This is a genomic window from Streptomyces profundus (assembly GCF_020740535.1).
In the GTDB taxonomy this organism is placed as follows: Bacteria; Actinomycetota; Actinomycetes; order Streptomycetales; family Streptomycetaceae; genus Streptomyces; species Streptomyces profundus.
Map to the genome: position 1 here is coordinate 7084417 of NZ_CP082362.1, position 20372 is coordinate 7104788.

General features: G+C 72.1%; 19 protein-coding genes. 9 read left to right on the top strand and 10 right to left on the bottom strand.

All coding sequences use genetic code 11. The annotated features are described in order from the left end of the window. Positions 1-90: 90 nt before the first annotated feature. Together aztD and K4G22_RS29720 are read left to right on the top strand one after the other, a co-directional pair. Entirely contained in the window at positions 91-1281 is a 1191-nt protein-coding gene (gene aztD, locus K4G22_RS29715; protein ID WP_228083558.1) for a zinc metallochaperone AztD, read from the top strand. 210 nt (positions 1282-1491) lie between these two features. Next, positions 1492-2706, top strand: coding sequence for a right-handed parallel beta-helix repeat-containing protein (locus K4G22_RS29720; RefSeq protein WP_228083559.1), 1215 nt, complete (start codon positions 1492-1494; stop codon positions 2704-2706). Between the two features lie 51 nt (positions 2707-2757). Here K4G22_RS29720 and K4G22_RS29725 read toward each other — a convergent pair whose 3' ends face one another. After that, positions 2758-3384 carry a TetR/AcrR family transcriptional regulator gene (locus K4G22_RS29725; RefSeq protein ID WP_228083560.1) on the bottom strand — a complete coding sequence of 209 codons (627 nt, stop codon included), beginning with the start codon at positions 3382-3384 and terminating at the stop codon, positions 2758-2760. Between the two features lie 163 nt (positions 3385-3547). On the opposite strand from K4G22_RS29725, the gene K4G22_RS29730 reads away from it, so the two are divergent. After that, the gene (locus tag K4G22_RS29730) at positions 3548-5074 is read left to right on the top strand and encodes an MDR family MFS transporter (RefSeq protein WP_228083561.1); all 1527 of its coding nucleotides are present in this window, start codon (positions 3548-3550) and stop codon (positions 5072-5074) included. A 118-nt stretch (positions 5075-5192) separates the two neighbouring features. On the opposite strand, the gene K4G22_RS29735 is transcribed toward K4G22_RS29730, so the two are convergent. The 7 genes from K4G22_RS29735 to K4G22_RS31880 all read right to left on the bottom strand — a co-directional run bounded on the left by K4G22_RS29735 (position 5193) and on the right by K4G22_RS31880 (position 10645). Further along, the gene (locus K4G22_RS29735) at positions 5193-5729 is read right to left on the bottom strand and encodes a hypothetical protein (RefSeq protein WP_228083562.1); all 537 of its coding nucleotides are present in this window, start codon (positions 5727-5729) and stop codon (positions 5193-5195) included. A 205-nt stretch (positions 5730-5934) separates the two neighbouring features. After that, a complete protein-coding gene (locus tag K4G22_RS29740) occupies positions 5935-6768 on the bottom strand; it encodes an ABC transporter permease (RefSeq protein WP_228083563.1) in 834 nt (277 codons plus the stop codon). Then, the gene (locus K4G22_RS29745; RefSeq protein ID WP_228083564.1) at positions 6765-7973 is read right to left on the bottom strand and encodes an ABC transporter substrate-binding protein; all 1209 of its coding nucleotides are present in this window, start codon (positions 7971-7973) and stop codon (positions 6765-6767) included. The genes K4G22_RS29740 and K4G22_RS29745 overlap by 4 nt, the downstream gene beginning before the upstream one ends. Continuing rightward, entirely contained in the window at positions 7970-8743 is a 774-nt protein-coding gene (locus K4G22_RS29750) for an ABC transporter ATP-binding protein (protein ID WP_228083565.1), read from the bottom strand. The genes K4G22_RS29745 and K4G22_RS29750 overlap by 4 nt, the downstream gene beginning before the upstream one ends. Further along, positions 8719-9777, bottom strand: a complete 1059-nt coding sequence (locus K4G22_RS29755) for an acyl-CoA dehydrogenase family protein (RefSeq protein ID WP_228083566.1) — start codon at positions 9775-9777, stop codon at positions 8719-8721. Before K4G22_RS29755 ends, K4G22_RS29750 begins: the two co-directional genes overlap by 25 nt. After that, a complete protein-coding gene (locus K4G22_RS29760; protein WP_228083567.1) occupies positions 9774-10316 on the bottom strand; it encodes a DUF4242 domain-containing protein in 543 nt (180 codons plus the stop codon). Before K4G22_RS29760 ends, K4G22_RS29755 begins: the two co-directional genes overlap by 4 nt. 239 nt (positions 10317-10555) lie before the next feature. Beyond that, entirely contained in the window at positions 10556-10645 is a 90-nt protein-coding gene (locus tag K4G22_RS31880) for a putative leader peptide (RefSeq protein WP_322785148.1), read from the bottom strand. A gap of 50 nt (positions 10646-10695) precedes the next feature. On the opposite strand from K4G22_RS31880, the gene K4G22_RS29765 reads away from it, so the two are divergent. The 4 genes from K4G22_RS29765 (at position 10696) to K4G22_RS29780 (ending at position 13245) form a co-directional block, all read left to right on the top strand. Continuing rightward, positions 10696-11304: a TetR/AcrR family transcriptional regulator gene (locus tag K4G22_RS29765; protein WP_228083568.1), complete on the top strand. Its 609-nt coding sequence runs from the start codon at positions 10696-10698 to the stop codon at positions 11302-11304. A gap of 119 nt (positions 11305-11423) precedes the next feature. Further along, entirely contained in the window at positions 11424-11702 is a 279-nt protein-coding gene (locus tag K4G22_RS29770; RefSeq protein ID WP_228083569.1) for a hypothetical protein, read from the top strand. A 60-nt stretch (positions 11703-11762) separates the two neighbouring features. Further along, positions 11763-12140, top strand: a complete 378-nt coding sequence (locus K4G22_RS29775; protein ID WP_228083570.1) for a VOC family protein — start codon at positions 11763-11765, stop codon at positions 12138-12140. Positions 12141-12486: 346 nt separating this feature from the next. Beyond that, positions 12487-13245, top strand: a complete 759-nt coding sequence (locus K4G22_RS29780) for a chitinase (protein ID WP_228083571.1) — start codon at positions 12487-12489, stop codon at positions 13243-13245. A gap of 57 nt (positions 13246-13302) precedes the next feature. Here K4G22_RS29780 and K4G22_RS29785 read toward each other — a convergent pair whose 3' ends face one another. Then, complete coding sequence (locus tag K4G22_RS29785) at positions 13303-13794, bottom strand: glutathione peroxidase (RefSeq protein WP_228083572.1); 492 nt, start codon at positions 13792-13794, stop codon at positions 13303-13305. A 125-nt stretch (positions 13795-13919) separates the two neighbouring features. Next, positions 13920-15161, bottom strand: a complete 1242-nt coding sequence (locus K4G22_RS29790) for a CynX/NimT family MFS transporter (protein ID WP_228083573.1) — start codon at positions 15159-15161, stop codon at positions 13920-13922. Positions 15162-15313: 152 nt separating this feature from the next. On the opposite strand from K4G22_RS29790, the gene K4G22_RS29795 reads away from it, so the two are divergent. Continuing rightward, the gene (locus tag K4G22_RS29795) at positions 15314-16045 is read left to right on the top strand and encodes a type 1 glutamine amidotransferase (protein WP_228083574.1); all 732 of its coding nucleotides are present in this window, start codon (positions 15314-15316) and stop codon (positions 16043-16045) included. Positions 16046-17528: 1483 nt separating this feature from the next. After that, positions 17529-20279: a LuxR C-terminal-related transcriptional regulator gene (locus K4G22_RS29800; RefSeq protein ID WP_228083575.1), complete on the top strand. Its 2751-nt coding sequence runs from the start codon at positions 17529-17531 to the stop codon at positions 20277-20279. Positions 20280-20372: the final 93 nt, after the last annotated feature.

The window sequence follows — 20372 nt, forward strand, 5'->3', positions numbered from 1 at the left end:
GACCCACCGCGACCACACCCGAGAACCCGATCAACCACCACATCCCCGCTGTCCCAAGGGACTTCGGGGACGGAGAGGAAACACACCGCCATGCATGCGACGCATCGCCTCCGAGGCGGGGCGACCCTGGCCGCCCTGACCGCACTCGCGCTGGGCCTCACCGCCTGCGGATCGGACGACTCCGACGAGCCGGACGACCAGTCCGCGCCCGCCGACTCGTCCTCCACCACCGTCGAGGAACCGATCGTGCTCACCTACGACGGCGGTCTCCAGATCCTGGACGGCCGGACCCTGGAGGTCGCGCGGGACATCCCGCTCGACGGGTTCAACCGGGTCAACCCGGCGGGGGACGACCACCATGTGCTGGTCTCCACCGCGACCGGCTTCCGCGTACTGAACGCCACCGCCGCCGAGTTGACCGAGGACGAGTTCCCCGGTGAGAAGCCGGGACATGTGGTGCGACACGCGGGCAGCACCGTGCTCTTCGCCGACGGGAGCGGCGAGGTCACCGTCTTCGACCCGGAGGCCCTCGGCGAGGGACTGCCCGAGACGGACACCCACACCACCGCCGCGCCGCACCACGGCGTCGCCGTGGCGCTGGAGTCCGGCGAACTCCTGGTCACCCTCGGCACCGAGGAGGAGAGGTCCGGCGCCGCCGTGCTCGACCGGGACCGGGAGGAGGTCACCCGCAACGAGGAGTGCCCCGGGGTGCACGGGGAGACCGTCGCCGAGCACGAGACCGTCCTCGTCGGCTGCGAGAACGGCGCGCTGATCTACCGGGACGGCGCCTTCGTCAAGGTGGAGAGCCCCACCGCGTACGGGCGGATCGGCAATGTGGCCGGCAGCGAGGAGTCGCCGGTCGTCCTCGGCGACTACAAGCAGGACCCCGACGCCGAACTGGAGCGCCCCGAGCAGGTGTCCCTCATCGACACCGCGACGGGCGAGCTGGAACTCGTCGACCTGGGCACCAGCTACACCTTTCGCTCGCTGGCCAGGGGCCCGCACGGCGAGGCCCTGGTGCTGGGCACGGACGGGCGGATACACGTGATCGACCCCGACACGGGCGAGGTGACGACCGACATCCCGGTGCTGGACGCCTGGGAGGAGCCGCTGGAGTGGCAGCAGCCGCGTCCCGCGCTGTTCGTCCGTGACCACACCGCCTATGTGACGGATCCCGAGGCCCGCGAGATCCACGCCATCGACATCGAGTCGGGCGAGGTCCTGGCCACGGGCGCGCTGGAGCAGGCGCCCAACGAGGTGAGTGGGGCCGTCGGCGGCTGAGCCGCGGCCCGTTCGGGGCGCTGCGCGGTATTGTCCGCGCACCGCCCTGAATTGTTCTGTTTCTCGCCCCTACGCTTCCCCTGCATACGGCCCGAACGGGCGGGGACGGGACCCCCGCCCGGCCACCGCCCACCCCACCCGCCGCCGGTTCAGCCGCGTGGCCGGGCGGTGCACCCCCCACTTCGGCTTCCGGTCAGGAGAGTTGAACCCATGTCACGAAACCGTGCTTCCCGAGGAACCCGTCGGCGTTACGCGGCCCTCGCCGTGTCGTTGACCGGCGTGCTGGCCGCCTGGACGCTCGGCACCACCACGGCCGGCGCCGACGATTCGGCCGTCGGCGCGGCGGAGGACACCCTCCATGTCGCGCCCGACGGCACGGACGACGCGACCGGGACCGAGTCGGACCCGACGACGCTCACCTCGGCCATCGACCGCGTCTCCGCCGGCGGGACGATCTATCTGCACGGCGGAACCTACGAGTTCGCGGAGACCGTCACGCTGGAGGCGGGCAACGACGGCACGGCGAGCGCCCGCACCACGCTCACCGCCTACGAGGGGCAGACCCCGGTGCTCGACTTCTCCGCCCAGGAGGAGGACTCCGCCAACCGCGGGCTCGCCGTCAACGCCTCCTACTGGCACATCTACGGCATCGTCGTCGAACACGCCGGCGACAACGGCATCTTCGTCTCCGGCAGCGACAACATCATCGAGCGCACGGTGACCCGCTTCAACCGCGACTCCGGGCTCCAGCTCTCCCGCGCGACCTCCGACACGCCCGAGAGCGACTGGCCGGCCAACAACCTGATCCTGAGCGCCGAGTCGCATGACAACGTCGACTCCGACGGCGAGGACGCCGACGGCTTCGCCCCCAAGCTGACGGTCGGCCCCGGCAACGTCTTCCGGCACACCGTCGCGCACAACAACATCGACGACGGCTACGACCTCTACACCAAGTCGGACACCGGCGCCATCGGGGCGGTGACCATCGAGAGCTCCCTCGCCTACGAGAACGGCACCCTCAGCGACGGCTCCCAGGCGGGCAACGGCGACCGCAACGGCTACAAGCTCGGCGGCGAGGACATCGGCGTCGACCACACCATCCGCGACAACATCGCCTACGACAACGGGAAGCACGGCTTCACCTTCAACCGCAACACCGGGACCATGGACGTCTCGGGGAACGTCAGCATCAGCAGCTCCGAGCGCAACTTCAACTTCGACGGCGGTTCCTCGGTGTTCCGGGACAACGTCTCCTGCGACAGCGGATCCAACGACCGGACCATCGGCGACGTCGACGACTCCAACCAGTTCTGGTCCGGGGACAACGGCCCCGCCTGCTCCTCCTACGCCGGCGACCTCGACTGGTCCTTCGCCGACGACGGCAGCCTGGTGGTGACCTTCGGCGGCAGCCGCGTCCTGGGGTGAGCCCCTTCCCCTCCGCGTGAGGCGGGCCCGGGTCGACGACCCGGGCCCGCCTCACGCCACGACATCGGCGCCGCGCACGGAGTCCATCGCGGCGTCCAGCAGATCGGGAAGCGCGGTCGGCTCATGCCCGGAGGCATGCGAGATGGCCGCCTGCAAACAGGCGAACGCGGCGCCCACCGTGGCGCGCAGCACCACCGGATCGGCGGTGCGCCCCTGGTCGGCGGCCCGCGCGGCGAGCTGCCCGGTCATCCGCTGCTGGATGCCGTCGAGCCGCTGAAGATAGGGCGCCAACAGGCCGGGCGTGGAGTCGACCAGACGTTGCACGGCGGCGCCGTGGACGCGCACCTCCGGGTCGGCCAACTGCTCGGTGACCACGTCGAAGGTGCGGCGCAGCGAGACCCAGTCGCTCTCCGCCTCGGGGCGGGCGACCAGCCGGCCCAGCAGATCGCGACCGAGCCGGTCGTAGGTGTCGAGGACGATGTCGTCCTTGGAAGCGAAATAGCGGAAGAAGCTGCGCTGGGACATCCCGACGGCGCCGGCGATCTGGTCGACGGTCGTCTTGTCGTATCCGCGGGTGAGGAACAACTCCTCGGCGGTGCGGGTGATCCGCGCCCGCACCTCGTCGCGTGTGATGGCCCGTGTGATGGCCCGCAGCCCCGGCTCGGGTCCCGTTTCCATGCCGGGGACGATAGCAGCCGCCATGTTTGACAGTCGCTGACAGCGAAGACGTAAGCTCTCCTGTCGGGGGGCTCACCTGTGCCTCTCCGCGCCCGCATCCGCTCGGCCGAGCCCTACGGCTGCCCGCCGTCTTCCGCACCAACTCTTCCGCCCAAGGACTCGTATGGAAATCGCCTCGAAGCAGCCCGGCCCGGACATGGGCACGACCGAGGAGTCGATGTCTCCCGCCGTCGTCCTCGTGATCGGGGTGCTGCTGGCCGCCTCGTTCGTGATGATCCTCAACGAGACCGTCATGGGCGTGGCCCTGCCCCGCCTGATGAAGGACCTGGACATCCCCTACGCCACCGGGCAGTGGCTGACCACCGGCTTCATGCTGACCATGGCGGTGGTGATCCCCACCACCGGCCTGATCCTGAAGCGGTTCTCCACCCGCGCGGTCTTCATCACGGCGATGTCCATGTTCACCTTCGGCACCGCCCTCTCGGCCGCCGCGCCGGGCTTCCCGGTGCTGCTGGCCGGGCGCATCGTGCAGGCCGCGGGCACCGCCGTGATGCTCCCGCTGCTGATCACGACCGTGCTGACGTTTGTGCCCGCCTCCCGCCGTGGCCGCACCATGGGGCTGATCTCCATCGTCATCGCGGTGGCGCCCGCCGTCGGCCCGAGCTTCTCCGGGCTGATCCTGGAGGTCTTCAGCTGGCGGTGGATCTTCCTCTTCGTGCTGCCCGTCGCCGTCGTCGCGCTGGTCATCGGCACGATGAAGATCACCAACATCACCACCCCGGCCAGGGTCCACTTCGACATGGTCTCGATCGCGCTGTCGGCCGTCGCCTTCGGCGGTCTGGTCTACGGGCTGAGCAGCATCGGGGAGGCCGCCGAAGGCGACACCCTGATACCTCCGGCGCTGCCGATCGCCGCCGGTGCCGTGGCGCTCGCCGCGTTCACCGCCCGCCAGGTGCAGCTCCAGCGCAGCGCCGACCGCCAGCCCCTGCTCGACCTGCGCCCGTTCCGCATCCGCTCGTTCGCCGTCGGGCTGTTGATGCTGCTGGTGTCCATGGGCGCGCTCTTCGGCACGCTGATCCTGCTGCCCATCTACCTGCAGAACGTCCGGGACCTGACGACGCTCCAGACCGGCCTGGTCCTGCTGCCCGGCGGTCTGGTCATGGGCCTGATCGCCCCGGTGTCGGGCCGCCTCTACGACCGCCTCGGGCCTCGCCCGCTGGTGATCCCCGGGGTCGTCACGGTGACCCTCGCCCTCGGTCTGATGCAATTGCTGGACACCACCAGCCCCACCTGGTTGGCCATCGTGGTGCATGTCGTGCTCAGCGCGGGGCTGGGGATGCTGATGACGCCGCTGATGACCTCGTCGCTCGGTTCACTGCCGGCCGACCTGTACTCCCACGGCAGCGCCATCCTCAACACCCTGCAACAGCTCGCCGGTGCCGCCGGCACCGCCCTGTTCATCACGGTGATGACCAGGGGCGCCACCAGCTCCGAGGCCGACGGGGTCGACCCGGTCACCGCCCAGGCGTCCGGGATCAGCGACGCCTTCCTGTACGGGGCCGGCATGGCGCTCATCGCGGTGGCGCTTTCCTTCCTGGTGCGCCGGCCGCCCACCGACCCCGGCGCCGCCGGGGCCGGCGGTCAGCCCGAGCTGGACGCCGACAAGGCGCCGGTGCCCGCCTCGCACTGATTCCGCGCGCGATACCCGAACGGCGCTTTCCCCCCGGCAAAGGCCGGGGGGAAAGCGCCGTTCGGGGTTTACACCCCGCCGTTTCTCTCACTCAGTCGAATATCAGCCGTACCGAGGGTCATCCGACCTGAAGGGCGTCGAGATCCACGGACTGACCCGCGAGGCTCTCGACCTTCGCCAGGCTCTCATGGCCCTCGTCCCATTCGATGGTCAACGTCTCGCCCGACAGCCGGAAGTTGACGTGCTTGGGCCCGGCCTGCTCGCAGTTGAAGAGCACCGGCTCCCAGTCGAGACCGCCGGCGAGTCCGACCTGCTGCCGGCAGACCTCGCCCGTCTGGCTGTTGCCGTACAGGACGCCGTCCGTCGTGGTGTAGAGGACAACGCCGCCGGACTCCCAGTGGGCGTACCAGTTGTCGTCCCCCTCGATGTCGGGCGGCCCGTCGGCGGGTCCGTCGGCAGGCCCGTCGGCGGGCCCGTCATCCGCCCCGCCGAAGCCCCCGGTGGTCTCCAGTTCGAGCTCGCCGGCGTCGAAGTCGGGCAGTTCCGGGCCGCCCCCGCCGAGTCCTGAGCCGCCCTCGTCGTCGTCGCAGCCGGTGAGCAGCAGGGCGACCGCGACAGCGGCCACCGGTGCGATCAGTCGTGTGCGTGTGCGCACAGGTATTCCCCGTTATCCCTATGAGTCAGATCGGTTTGCGGAATCGAACATAGTGAATGGATCAGGGGAATGCCAATCGAACCATGGCCTGTTCCGGAACGGTTACCTGGCGGTCATCGTCGGGAGAATTGAGAAAGCGCCGAGAAAGTGCCGAGAAAGAGTTCTGTGATATCAGGAAAGCGGTGCCGGAATGAGGAAACCGATCTCATTCGCCCCCGCGCCCCCGGCGTGGGGTGAGCAGCCGCTGGGCGAGGGAGTCCAGCAGATAGCCGAGCAGGCCGATGACGAGGATCACCGCCATCAGCTGGTCGTAGGCCAACTGGTCGCGCGCGTTGAGGATCTGGTAGCCGAGCCCGGAGGCCACCCCGAGCATCTCCGCCGGCACCAGGACCACCCAGGCGATCCCGAGGGCCAGCCGCAACCCGGTCAGCACATGGGCCCTGATCGCGGGCACCACCACACTGACCACCACCTCAAGCCGGCTGGCGCCCAGCGAACGGGCCACCAGCAGATGCCCGGGGTCGACCGCCCTGACCCCGGCCGCCGTGTTGATCAACACCGGCCAGACGGTGGCCGCGGCCACCAGGAAGATCACCGGCGGGCCGCCCACGCCGAACACGGCCACCGCGACCGGCGCCCAGGAGAGCGGCGAGATCATGCGGAGGAACTGGAAGACCGGGCGGGTGGCACGCTCAGCAGTCGCCGAGAGACCCAGCAGCAGCCCCACCGGCCAGCCCACCACCACGGCCAGCAACAGGCCGATCAGCAGCCGGGACAGGCTCGCGCCGATGTCCTCCCAGAGCACCCCCCGGCTCGCCAGATCCCCGATGGCCGGCACCGCGTGCTGCGGTGCGAAGGACGACAACAGCGGGTCGTCGCCGACCAGCACGTCGGTGATCAACCACCACACCGCCACGGCGACGGCGATCGCCGCCGCCGGAGGCAGCCAGCGCGCCCCCGGCGTCGGGCGCGCTTCGCCCGCCGGCGCGGCGCGGCCCGCCACGTCCACCGGTGGGGCCTGGGCACGGATCTCGCTCACGCGGGGTTCACCTCTTCGATGCGGGTCAACTCGGCCGGCAGGCCGAAGGATTCGGGGCCGCCCAGCGCCTCCAGGGCGCGCCGGACGAACCGGTCGTCCACCAGATCGCCATGGACGGCCGACGGGTCGAGGGAGTCGAGGAAGCCGGTGTCCCCGTCCACCCGGGTGGTCCGCATCGCCTCGATGAGCCGCTCGGTGAAGCCGGGGAAGGGGAACGGTCGGAAGTCGATGCGCTGCCCCTGCCACTCGGGGCGCCGCAGCGCGCCCGACTCGGCATAGGGCGCCGTCGGATAGGTCAACGCCCTGGTGATCGCGGGCAGCGGCTGCGGCAGATAGCCACCGGTCGACAGCACCCCGGCCGTCTCCTCCCGGTGCTCGCCGGCGAACAGCTGCGCCTGGCTCAGCGCGTGCAACACGCCCTGGATCCGGTCCGGTCGGCCGTCGATGAGCGAGCGGTGGGTGAGCACGGCGCAGCAGGCGTGGTCGCGCCAGACGTCCCCGACGAACCGCAGGACCCGACCCACGCCCCTGGCCTCGGCCGCCGCGTTGAAGGGGTCCGCCACGATATAGCCGCCGATCGTGCCCACATGCAGCGCGGGCAGCATGTCGGCCGGACTCATCACCACCAGCCGCACCGTGCCCTCGGCACGCGAGGGATCACGGCGGATGACGGGGCGCAGTCCCGCGCCGCGCAGCATCTCCTGGAGCACGATGTTGTGGATGGACCACCAGTAGGGGATGGCCACACTGGTGCCGGCCAGCTCCTCCGCGCTCCGCACGGACGGCGCCACGGTGAGCGCGCTGCCGTTGGTGTGGTTCCAGGCCAGCACCTTGACGTCCGCGCCCAGCCGGTAGCGCAGCTGCACCGCCAGCGGCATCAACAGGTGCACCACGTCCACCTGTCGGGTGGTGAACGCCTCGGCCAGCGAAGCCCAGCTCCGGAAGAGTACCGGCCGGGCCACCGGGACGCCGGCCTCGTCGAACAGCCCCTGGCCGTGGGCCAGCAGCAGCGGCGAGGCGTCGGTGATGGGCAGATAGCCGACGCGCAGCGGCCCGTCGGGGCGCCGGCCGCCGGCGCCGCCGTGCCGCGCCAGATCGGCGGCGGCGGCCACACCGGCGCCGCCCACCAGGGCGGCGGCGCCCAGGGTCGCCGCGCCGCGCAGCAGACCGCGCCGGGTCGGCTCGGTGCCGGGGAGATGGATCATCGGGCCGCCGCCTCGGCCGCCACGACATCCGTGCGGTAACCGGCCAACACCCGTGCGCGCAGCGGATGGTCCCGTATTCCGGCCCGGTCGGCCGGCGGCTGGTGCCGCCAGCTGTCGGCGACCCGCCCGGAGCCGTCGAGCAGCGCGATGCGGTCGCCCAGATAGAGCGCCTCGTCCACATCGTGCGTCACCAGGACGACGGTCAGCCGCAGCGCCTCGACGATCTCGCGGAGCCAGTCCTGGAGTGCGGCCCTGGTGGACGGGTCGAGCGCGCTGAACGGCTCGTCCAACAGCAGCACATCGGGCCGGACCACCACGGCCCGCGCCACCGCGACCCGTTGCGCCTGACCGCCCGAGAGCTGGTCGGGGTAGGCGTCGCCGAGCGCCGTCAGGCCGAATCGGGCGAGCAACTCATCGGCCGCCCCCGGGTCGAACCGTCCCCGGTTGGCGCGGTAGCGCTGCCCCAGCCTGATGTTCTGACGCACCGTCAACCACGGGAGGAGCAGCGGCTGTTGGAAGACCACGCCGGTGGGCGGCCGGGGGCCGGCCGTCCCGTCGCCCGCGGGCCGCTCCAACCGGCCGGCGTCCAGCGGCTCAAGGCCGGCCAGCACCCGCAGCAGGGTGGACTTCCCGCTGCCGCTCGGGCCCACCACGACCAGGAACTCGTCCCGGTCCACCGTCAGGTCAAGGCCGTCGAGCACCGCCGGGGCGGCCGGCGAGCGGCCATGGCGCTTGGTCGCGCCGGTCAGTCGAACTGCGAGAGCTCCCACCGGAGTTGTCCTTCCGTCGGTGACTGGATGGGCAGAAAGGCGGCCTCGCGCAGCCGCCGGTTGGTCGCGCTGCCGACCGCGAAGCCGGCGCCGCCGAGCACCGTCGACTCCAGGCGGGTGGCCAGTCCCGCGGCGTGCGCGGCGTCCAGCCGCAGCCGCAGCAGCGCCGGCCGGTCGGCCAGACCCGGCTCGGCGGCCAGCGCGTGCAGCCGGGAGCGCACCCGCTCGTAACAGGCGTGAGCGGTCGACGCGTCCTCGGCGAGGGTGGCGTTCACGCCGGTCAGCCGCCCCTCGGCGGCCCGCAGCGCGGCCCCGGCGAGCCCGGTGCAGAAGGCGCTCTGCAACAGCAGGAAGGTGGGCCGCACCCGGGCCACGAACGCCGGCAGATCATCGGCGAGCACCGCTTCGTCCGGCACCCGCACCCCTTCGAGGGTGAGCGCCGACGACGCGGTGGCGCCGAGCGCCAGCAGCGCCGGCGGCTCGTGCGTCCGCACCCCGGGGGTGTCCGTGGTGAGCCCGACGACGGCCCGCCGGTCGCCGTCCAGCCGCACCGGGAGGATCAGCAGCGCGCCGGGGAAGAGGTTGGAGGCCCAGCGCACCGGACCGTCCAGGCGCAGCCCGGTGGCCGCGCGCCGCGCCAGCACCGGCACCGGCTCAAGACCCGCGACATCGCGCAGCGCGGGCGCCAGCGCGGTGCAACCGACGGCGTCCCCGGCCCGCAGCCTCGCCGACCACCCCTGTGCGAACGCGCCGGGAGCGCCGACCCGGAGGTAGGTGTGGGCCATCAGCTGCGCCCAGAGCGAGAATCCGGAGCTGAGGCAGCACGCCGACACCTCCTCGACCAGCCGCACGCCCGGGGTCAGCGGGGCGTCGCTCCCGTCCGGTGCCGCCTGGGCCAACAGGCCCCGCTCGCCGAGCCAGCGCAGGCCCGCCCTGGTGTCGTCGCCGCCCCCGTCGAGAGCGGCGGCCCGTTCCGCGAACCAGGAGCTCAGCGGTTCGGCGGCCGCCTCGGCGGCCGGCGGCGGGGCGCTCATCGTTCCCCCTCGGTCGGCGCCAGCGCGTGCAGCCGGTCCACGGGCGTCGACACGGCCTCCCTGGCGCGCAGCACGTCCGACTCGCCCGGCGCGTCGTAGAAACAGAGGCACTTGACCATGTCCTCGCGCACATAGGTGCGCAGGAAGCTCACCTCGGGCACCTCGGCGTAGCGGGGCGCGTTCGCCTTCTTGCGCGCCAGATAGCTCTCCATGTCGAGATCGGCCGGCAGGTCCCACTCGACCAGATAGCCCGCCTCGGGGCGGGCGGCCTTCACCTCGGCGAGTTCGGCGCCCACCAGCCGGACCGGGTCCGGCCCCGACACCGTTGCGGCGCCCGGGAGTTCGGCGGCGCGCACGGCGCCGGCGACCGGGTCGGCGGTCGGCGCCTCGACCACCAGGAAGACGCGTTCGGCGCCCCGCGTCACCTGCGCCTCGACGACCTCGCCGCCGGCTCGGGCGATCGCGGCGCCGAGCGCGTCGATCTGCTCGGCGGCCCGGTCGGGGCGCCCGGTGGTGACCTCGAACAGGTAGAGCGGCATGGGGTGTTCCCTTCGTCGCGGGTGGGGTTGCGGGCATGACGGCATGTCAGATCCGTTGCCCGTTACGGGATTCACGGTTTACGGGATTCACGGGTGTGCCTCGGGCCCCGGCGTCGCGACGGTCCCCCGTGCGGGAGCGAACGGGGGCATGGCGTGGCGGGTCGGGCGAGGGTGTGAGAGATCGGCGCGGTGGCCTGAAGTGGGCGCGCGGGCGCGGCCGGTGAGGACGGGCGCGCGGATCAGCGCCGGGCGACGCCCGGGCGACAGGTGGCGCTCTGCACACGCTGAAGGTCGACGTGCAGGCGTCGGACCAGCGTCGAGTGCGTCATGCCGGGGACTCTAACAGATAGACCGATCGGTCTGCATCTATTCTTGCCCCATGGTCTCCCCACCGACGCCGCACGCGTCCTCCTCCGTGTCCCGACGCCCCGGCCGGGGCCTGCCGGCGGAACGCCTGATGGCCGCCGCCGAGCGGCTGTTCCTGCTGGAGGGCATCCGAGCGGTCGGCATCGAGCGCCTGATCGCCGAGGCGGAGGTCGCGCGGGCCAGCCTGTACCACGCGTACGGCTCCAAGGACGGCCTCGTGGTGGCCTATCTGGACCGGCGCGACGCGCTGGACCGGGCCGCCTGGAGCGGCGCGGCCGACCGGGTCGACGGGCCGGTGGACCGCCTGCTGACGCTCTTCGACCTGGCCGAGCGCGGCGCCCCCGGGCGGGGGTATCGGGGCTGTCTCTATCTGAATGCGGCCACCGAGTTCCCCGACCCCGGGCATCCGGTGGCCCGTTCGGTCGCCCGGCACCGGGCCTGGCTGCGCGAGATGCTCACGGGCGAGCTGCGCGCCGCGGGGGTGCCGGATCCGGAGGAGCGGGCCGCCGTGGTGGAGCTGCTCTACGACGGGGCCCTCGCCGGCTCCAAGTTCAGCGGCTCGACCGCGCCGATCGTCCTGGCCAGGGAGCGGGCCCGCGCGCTGGTGGCATCCGTCGCCTGATCGGGCGGTGGCCGGTGCGCGATTGACAACGCGGCGCGGCGTTGGTTAGAAATGCGGTCAGCGTCGCGTGCACCCGGCCAAGAGACCGTCGTGGGCATGGAGGCGCCGAAGCACACAGGATGATCGTGACGACATCCCACGGACGCCTGACGGCGTTCGGCGACCAGTGGGTCAACGTACATATCCGGCCCGGTGAGCGCCTCGCGGAGTCGCGCGAGCGCCTCGACGGGCCCGCCGGTGCCGATGGTGCCCTCGACGGCGCGCCCGTCCGCGAACCGCGCGCCCACTGTCTCGCCCCCCGCTCCGTACCGCGTCGCCACCACCCCGGCGAGGACTCGCCGCGCCGCCTCGACGAACTGGTCGGCGCGTTCCTCCGCGTCGACGCCGTCACGGGCTGACCGGGCCCGCGCCCGCCCACACACCACCCACCCCACTCCGAGCACCGAGGGAGTCTCCGCATGCCCGCCGCCTTCAACCACACCATCGTCGCCTGCCGTGACCGGGAGGAGTCCGCCCGTTTCTTCCGGGAGTTGTTCGAGTTGGCGGACGCGCCCTCCTGGGGCCCGTTCACCAACCTCCTGCTCGACGCCGGAGTGTTGCTCCAGTTCGCCGAGCCGCCGGTCGAGGAGATCCAGCCGCAGCACTACGCCTTCCTCGTGGACGACGCGCAGTTCGCACGCAGCTACGCCCGCATCCGGGAGCGGGAGATCGCCCACTGGGCCGATCCCCAGCGGACGCGTCCCGGCGAGACCAACACCGGACACGGCGGACGCGGCGTCTACTTCCTGGACCCGGCGGGGCACTACATCGAGATGATCACCCAGCCCTACCTCTGAACTACCTCTGAGCTACCTCTGATCGCGGCCGATCAGCCCGCCGCGCCAACGACGGGCGGAGGGGCGGCCGTTGGCCCGGCGGGCCCGCCCGTACCCGGGTGGGCCCGCCGGGTCGCCCGTACGGTCATCGGCAACGCGCCCGGCCCACCAGCGGTGGGAGAACCGCGGGGCGCCGTCGGCGCCGACCGGGGTGACCGACAGCCGCGCCACGCGCCGGCCGGGTGCCCGCCGCCGCCCGTGATTGGTACAGACCAAACCCTTGACACCCCGTCGCCGCACTTCTTCAATCACTCTTGGTTCCCCCCGCGTGACTCCGCATCACCCCAGGGAAAGGATTGACATGGTCATGCTTAAAAGGTGGCGGCGTACGCTCCGCACCGTCGGTCTCCTGGCCGTCGCCATGATGCTGGCCGGACTGGCGAACGTGCTCCCCGCCGCTTCGGCGACGGCCACCGCCCCGGTCGCCGCCGAGAACCCGTCGGCCAACGCGTTTGTCGTCTCCGAGGCCCAGTTCAACCAGATGTTCCCGAACCGGAACCCCTTCTACACGTATCAGGGCCTCACCCAGGCGCTCAGCTCCTACCCGGACTTCGCCAACGCCGGCGGCGAGACCATCGCCCGCCGTGAGGCCGCCGCCTTCCTCGCCAACGTCAGCCATGAGACCGGCGGCCTGGTGCACGTGGTGGAGCAGAACACCGACAACTACCCGCACTACTGCGACTGGAGCCAGCCCTATGGCTGCCCCGCCGGCCAGGACGCCTACTACGGGCGGGGCCCGATCCAGCTGAGCTGGAACTTCAACTACAAGGCCGCGGGCGACGCCCTCGGCATCGACCTGCTGGGCAACCCGTGGCTGGTGCAGAACGACTCGGCCATCGCCTGGCGCACCGCGCTCTGGTACTGGAACACCCAGACCGGTCCCGGCACCATGACCGCGCACAACGCGATCGTCAACCAGGTCGGCTTCGGCGAGACCATCCGCGCCATCAACGGCTCGATCGAGTGCAACGGCGGCAACCCGGGCCAGGTGCAGAGCCGGGTGGACACCTTCCACCGGTTCACCGGCATCCTCGGCGTCGACCCCGGCGGCAACCTCTACTGCTGACCAGGGGACCGGCCCCGCGCGCCGCCGGCCAACGGGCGGCACGCGGGGCTCGGCGGCTCAGCCGGGGAGGCGCGCCTCGATGGCCGCCACCAGCTCGTCGCCCTCCGGCTCGGTGCGCGGCCGGAACCGCTCCACCGTCTCGCCGTCCGGGGCGACCAGGAACTTCTCGAAGTTCCACTGGACGTCGCCGGCCTCGCCCGAGGCGTCGGCGGTGGCGGTCAGCTCCGCGTAGAGCGGATGCCGGCCCGCGCCGTTCACCTCGATCCGCTCGAACATCGGGAACGTCACCCCGTAGGTCGCGGAGCAGAACGTGCGGATCTCCTCGGCCGATCCCGGCTCCTGGCCGGCGAACTGGTTGCAGGGGAAGCCGAGCACGCTGAAACCCCGGTCCGCGTACCGCTGTTGCAGCTTCTCCAGCCCGGCGTACTGCGGCGTCAACCCGCAGCGCGACGCCACGTTGACCACCAGGAGCAGCCGGCCCCTGAACGCGTCGAGCGAGCTGTCCTCCCCTTCGAGCGTCCGCAGCGGGATGTCGTGCAGCTTCGCCATGGTGTCTCCCTTTTCGTCGTCGTGGGCTGCCCCCACGTCCGCGTGCTCTCGCAACGCTCGGGCACCCCCTGAGTGTTTCCGCCGTGGCGGGTGGGACGGTGGACGGGGCCGGCCGCCCGGCCCTTCTAGTCGATCTGCCGGTCGCGGCCGGCGAGCAGCCCGGCCGCTATCTGGCACAGCATCAGCAGCGCCATGCACATCAGCGGCACCCGCCACTCGCCACTGTGACCGTAGAGCACGCCCACCAGGAGCGGCCCGGGGATCGACAGGAGATAGCCCATGCCCTGGGTGAAGGCGGACAGCCGGACGACCGTCGCGCCGTCCCGGCCGCGCAGCGCGATCATGGTGAGGGCGAGCGGGAACGAGCAGTTGGCGACGCCCAGCAGGCAGGCCCACAGCCAGGGCGCGGTCGCCGGGGCCGCCCAGAGCCCGGCGTAGCCGGCCAGCCCGAAGAGCCCGAGCACCACGGCGATGCCGCCCTGCCCCGACAGCCGGCCGGCGACGGTGCCCAGCGCGTACGAGAGCGGGATGCCGAGCACCGAGGTGAGCGCGAAGAGCAGTCCCGCGCTCTCGGCGGACAGGCCGGCGTCCCGGAAGATCTGGGGGAGCCAGCCGATGATCACATAGGCGGCGGTGGCCTGGAGACCGAAGTAGACGGCCAGCGCCCAGGCCGTCGAGTCGCGGCTCAGCCGCGTGCGCCGAACCGGCGCGGCGTCCGTCGCGGGCGGCGGACCGCCGGCCGTGGCGGCGCGGTCGCGGGCCAGCACCAGCCAGGGCGGCAGGGCGACGACGGCCAGCACCGCCCAGGAGGCCAGCCCGACGCGCCAGTCGCCGAAGCCGTCGGCCAGCGGGACGGTGACGGCGGCGGCGGACGAGGCGCCGACGTTGAGCGCCATCGAGTAGGCGCCGGTCATCGTACCGACGCGGTGCGGGAACCGTTCCTTGACGACGACCGGCAGCAGCACGTTGGTCACGGCGATCCCCGCCAGCGCGACCACGCTGAGCGCGATGAACACCGCGCTGTGGGTGGCGAGCGGACGCAGCGCGAGGCCCACCACCAGGAGGAGCATGCCCGCCAGCACCACCGGATCCGGGCCCCGGCGCCGGGCCAGCAGCGGGGCGGCGAAGCCGACCAGCGCGAAACAGGCGGCGGGCATGGCGGTGAGCAGCCCCGCGACGCCCGCGCTCATGCCGAGGCCGGCGCGCGTCTCCTCCAGCACCGGGCCGAGGCTGGTGACCGTGGGCCGCAGGTTCGCCGCGGCGAGCAGCAGGGCGGGGATGGTGAGACGGCGCGTCCACACGACCGACCGGGATACCTCCCGGCGCGGTCCCGCCAGGCGCGGGTCCGCCGCGTCAGGGGAAGGCATCCCACGATCGTATAGTGCGGATTCGCCTGGCCGCCCGACGGCCGGACGCGTCCGGCCGGGCGTCGGCGGGGAGTTCGGGCCCCCGCGCCCGACGACGTGCACTAGGGTGCCTCGATCCGAACCGACGAACATCCCGGAAGGGCGGTGGGCCGGTGGCCCCGCAGACTGTTTCCGCGCCTCGCGTGCTGATGGTCCGCAACGAGGAACGCAGCGGGGGTGGGCGGCTGTTGAACTGGCTTCCCGAGGAGGGGCTCGACCTCGCCGAGGTCGAGGGTCCCGAGGCGCCGGACACTCCCGACGGCTACGAGGGCGTGGTGCTGCTCGGCGGTGGTTTCCTGCCCGACGACGACGCCGGGCGCCCCTGGCTCGCCGGCGAGCGGCGGCTCGCCCGCCGGGCCGTGGCCGGCGGCGTCCCGCTGCTCGGCATCTGCCTGGGCGCCCAGCTGTTGGCCGCCGCCCACGGCGGCACCGTCGAGGGCGACCATGGCACGCCCGAGCGCGGCTCCCATCAGGTCACCAGGCGCCCCGAGGCCGGCGGCGACCCGCTGCTGCGCGCGCTGCCGGCGGTCTTCCCCGTGATCCAGAACCATCGGGACCAGATCACCGCGCTCCCGGCTGGGGCGGTCCATCTGGCGGCGAGCCCGCTCTGCCCGGTGCAGGCGTTCCGCCTGGGCGCGAGCGCCTGGGGTGTGCAGTTCCATCCGGAGGTCGGTGCCGCCCGGCTGGCGCACTGGAACGCGGCGGCGCTCGCCGAGGACGGTCTCGACCTGAGCGCCCTGCACGCCGAGGCCGAGCGGCGCGAGCCGGACTCCGCCCGCGCGGCTCGGCGTCTGGTGGCGAACTTCGCGACGGTGGTACGCGAACGCGCCGCCACGCGCCCCTGACCCACCGCGCCGCTCCGTCGCCCCGCCGGTGTTGAGCGGGGTGACGGCGGGTTACGGCCGCGTTTCCAGATCACGACGAGCGGGGGCCCGAGAAGAGCGCGTGGTGTGATCTGTCTCACAATGTGACGGGGTGTGAGTTCCCGTCCACCGCCCTGACCTGCGGCATCGCGGAGTGGTGCGTCGCCGCCCCGTGGCCGCCCCGCGTGGTGGAGGTGAGGCGTGGTGGGGCCCGTGCCCGATTCGGGCGGCCGATCGGGACCGGACAGGCCGAAACGGGCATGCCCTCTTCTCCGGCGAACCTGCGTGCACAGGTGGTGGTGTGATCGGCTGGACGTCTCCCCGGTGCCCGTCGCAGTCGCGACCGACGCCGGATTCACCGAGGTGAAAGAAGGAGTGCGGGCTTCGCGAACGCGTACGGGCCGGGGTCGGACGCGCCCGGGGCGGTCGTCGGCCGAGTGCCGGTAGCGCGGCCCCGCGCCGTGCGCGCTCCCCCCAGTGGGGCGGGGTGGTGCGGGCCGTGTCCGTGCGGCTACGGTCGAACCCGATTCGGGGTGCAGCACCATCCCGCCTTGGCGCTTCCCGTCACCACGGGCCATTCCAGGCGTCGCTCCCCGGCCTCGGTCGAGCCCTCGGGTGCCGCTCCGCGTCCACGCGAAAGGAGCCAGGTCCGGTGAGATGTCGCCATCCTGGCCGGCGTTGACGACCGGGCGGTCGGCGGGCCCGGCCGCCGAGCACGGCGGTAGCGGGAAGGGTCATGAGAAGTGCGGCTGGAGGAGGAATCGGAAGCGGACGACATGAGCGATGCAACGGTCAGGGGTCGCGAAGTCGGGTGGGAGTAAACGGTGCGATGAGCACAGTCAAACGGCATATGACTCCGGAGAGTCGGAAGTGTGCCGCCCAATTCTCACCCCCTCGCCGCCGCGAATAGTGTCTATCGCCCCGATAGCCAGCGGAGTGCTTTCGATGAACAGCCGTCGATGTCGCCCGGTACCATCCCGGGACAATCGGCGACGGCGCCAAGGGCTTTCACGTCCCGGCCGCGGGTCGCCGCCGCGCCGCCATGGCGTCCCCCGCCCAGAAGGCGCCGCTGAGCTGGGGTGACGGGGTGTCGCCCCTCGGGGCCACGGAGTTCGGGTACGACCGGTGGCGCCGCATTACCCCGCTCTTTCCGGCCTTTCTCCCGGCCGGCTCGGACTCCGGCCGTAGCACAACCCGCCTTCGCCCGCCCGGGATTCCCCGGACGGGCCGCACGTGCTGCGGGAACACGCGCGGTCCCCGTTCCCCGGCCCGGCCGAGCGACGCTTACCCCGATATGGCTAGGGGGCCGTAGGGGGTGCCCTCCCCGATGGCGCGGAATACTCTTCCACTGGATAGTTGCCGATGAAATTCGTGCGGACATCCGGAATGATGAGCCTGTGACCGTCGGGCCATCCCTCAAAACGGCCCGGTTTCGTGAGAGACGCCGACAGGGGGAAGAGCTTCAGTGCTGGTGGAGCGAGCAAGGATTCTTGAGGAACTCGATGAGCTGGTGACGTGGTCCGCGCGAGGAAACGGCGCCATCGTCGCGATCAGCGGTTCGACCGCGACGGGCAAGACCACGGTGCTCAACACACTGGCGGAGCGGACCGTCTCGACCGGCGGCGCGGTGCTCGGCGTGGTGAGTTCACCCCACGAGCGCTACGTTCCCTACGGGGCGCTGACCCAGCTCTTCCACGCGTTCGACCTGCACATACCGGGCACCGAACCACCCGAGCCGGGGGACGACCCCAGAACCGTCGCCCGGAGAGCGCACCGGATCATCGCCGAACTGTCCGCCAGGCGGCGGCTGTTGATCACGGTGGACGACATCCAGTACACCGACGCGGCCACCCTGCTCTGCCTGAGCTATCTGGCGCAGCACCTGGTGCGGCTGCCGCTCGCCCTGGTGTTCACGCACGGTGTCTCCGTCGACGAGCAACCGCCCCGCGTGCTGCACGACCTGCTGTACCGGACGGGTGCCAAGCGCTACTACCTCGGCCCATTCACCCGCGAGGGCATCAGGGAACTGACCGCCGACCGCACCTCGTTCGAGCCGTCCGACCGGTTCGTCGACGAGGTGCACTCGCTGACCGCTGGCAACCCGCTGCTCGCCACGGCCCTGGTCGAGGAGCAACGCGTCAGACCCACCGCCGACTTCATCGTCGGCGCGATGCCGGACGAGGGGCTGCCGACCGGCCATGTCTTCCATGAGGCGGTCCTCGGCTGCCTGCACCGGCTCGGCCCCCGCGCCGTCCGCCTCGCCCGGTGCGCCGCCCTGCTGGGCGAAGCCGCGACCCCGCTGCTGATCAGCCGACTGAGCGGCATCGACGCCGAGTTGGTGGAACGTTACCTCAGGCTGCTCACCAGCATCGGGGTGCTGGACGGCACCACCTACCGCCGCGCCGGCGTGCGGCAGTCCGTCATCGGCGAGATGCCGCCCGACGAGGCCACGACCCTCCGCCACCGCGCCGCCAGGCTGCTGCACGACGGCGGCGCACCGCCGCAGGCCGTCGCCGCGCATCTGCTCAACGTCGGCACGCTCCGCGAGGACTGGGTGCTCCCGGTGCTGCGGGAGGCCGCCCGGCACGCCCTCGCCTACGGCGATGTGACCCAGGGCATCCGCTGCCTGGAGCTGGCCCGCGAATGCTGCACGGACGAGACCCAACGCGTCTCGGTGAAGGCCCAGTACGCCTCGGGACAGTGGCAGTTGAGACCCGCCGACTCGGCCCAGCACTTCCTCGCGCTCAAGGACTCCATCCTCAACGGCACGCTGAAGGGCCCGGAGGCGCTGCGCATCGCCGACGGCATGCTGTTCCACCTGGAGTTCGACGAGGCGCTCCAGGCGATCGACCACCTCAACGACAGTCCGGGCGACGCGGTGACCGCTCTGCACAGCACCCGCCTCCTCATCGCGTCCGAGTTCCCCGGGATCAACGACCGGCTGCGCCGCCCGCTTCCCCCGCCCACCGCCTCCGCGACCTCAAGCTCCGAGCTGCGCGCCCGCCACGCCCTGGCCCTCGTCCTGGAACGAGGCGCCGACGAGTACGCGATCGCCCTGGCCGAACAGGTGCTCCAGGTCAGCAGGTCCCGCTCGCCCTGGAACATCCGGGGCTTACCAGCGGCCCTGCTGACGCTCTGCCTGGCCGAACGGCTGGAGGCGGCGGCCGAGTGGTACGACCGGCTGGTGCAGGACGCCGGATCGGACTACGCCCCCATCTGGCGGGCCATGCTCGACGGCGTCGGCGCGCTCATCTCCCTGCGCCGAGGCATGCTCGGCGACGCCGTACGACGCGGCGAGTCCGCCTACACCCGGCTCTCCGGACCGCGTTGGAACGTCACGGCCGCCCTCGCGTTGGCGACGCTCGTGGAGGCCCACACCGCGATGGGCAACCACCAGGCCGCCGCGCGCTGCCTGATGGCCGAACCGCCCCCCGAGCTCTTCTACACCCGCGCCGGCGCGCAGTACCTCTACGCACGCGGTCGCCACCACCTCGCCACCCGCAACACCTACATGGCGCTCTACGACTTCCGCGGGTGCGGCGCGCTGCTGCGACGCTGGAAGCTCGACACCCCCGCGCTGGCCCCCTGGCGGCTGGGGGAGGCCGAGGCCTGGCAGCAGCTCGGCGACCAGGACCGCGCGGCCCGCCTCGTCGAGCAGCAGCTCGCCACGCCCGACATCGGGCTGGCCCGATCACGCGGAATGGCCCTGCACGGCTGGGCCCTCGTCCAGCCGAACGCCAAACAACCTCCGCTCCTCCAGGACGCGTTCCGTCTGCTGGAGAACTGCGGCGCGCGCTATGAGGCGGCGGCCGTGCTGGCCGATCTCAGCCGCGCCTACCAGCGGTTGGGCGAGAAGGCGCAGGCCAGGTTGACCGCCCGCAGAGCGTGGCGGCTCGCCAAGAGCTGCCAGGCGAAGTCCATGTGCCAGGCGCTGTTGCCGTCCCCCGCGCCCCGCGGCCTCGGCGCCCGAGGCGACGGGGACGCGCCGCGCGGCGATCGCGGGGCCGGCGACTCCTTCGGTCAACTCAGCGACTCCGAACGACGCGTGGCCCTGCTCGCCACCCAGGGCTACGCCAACCGCGATATCGCCGACCGGCTGTTCATCACCGTCAGCACCGTGGAACAGCACCTGACCCGCGTCTACCGCAAGATGGGCATCAGAAACCGCGAGCAACTCCTTGAGGCGGCGCAGGACGTCAGCTACGAGGCGGTCTGATCCCTCTTCCCCCTCCCGACGAAGTGGCCGGCCCCGACACGTTAGGGGCGAGAAGGGGTTGGGGGGCCTCACCGGCCCTTTCTAGATTCGACG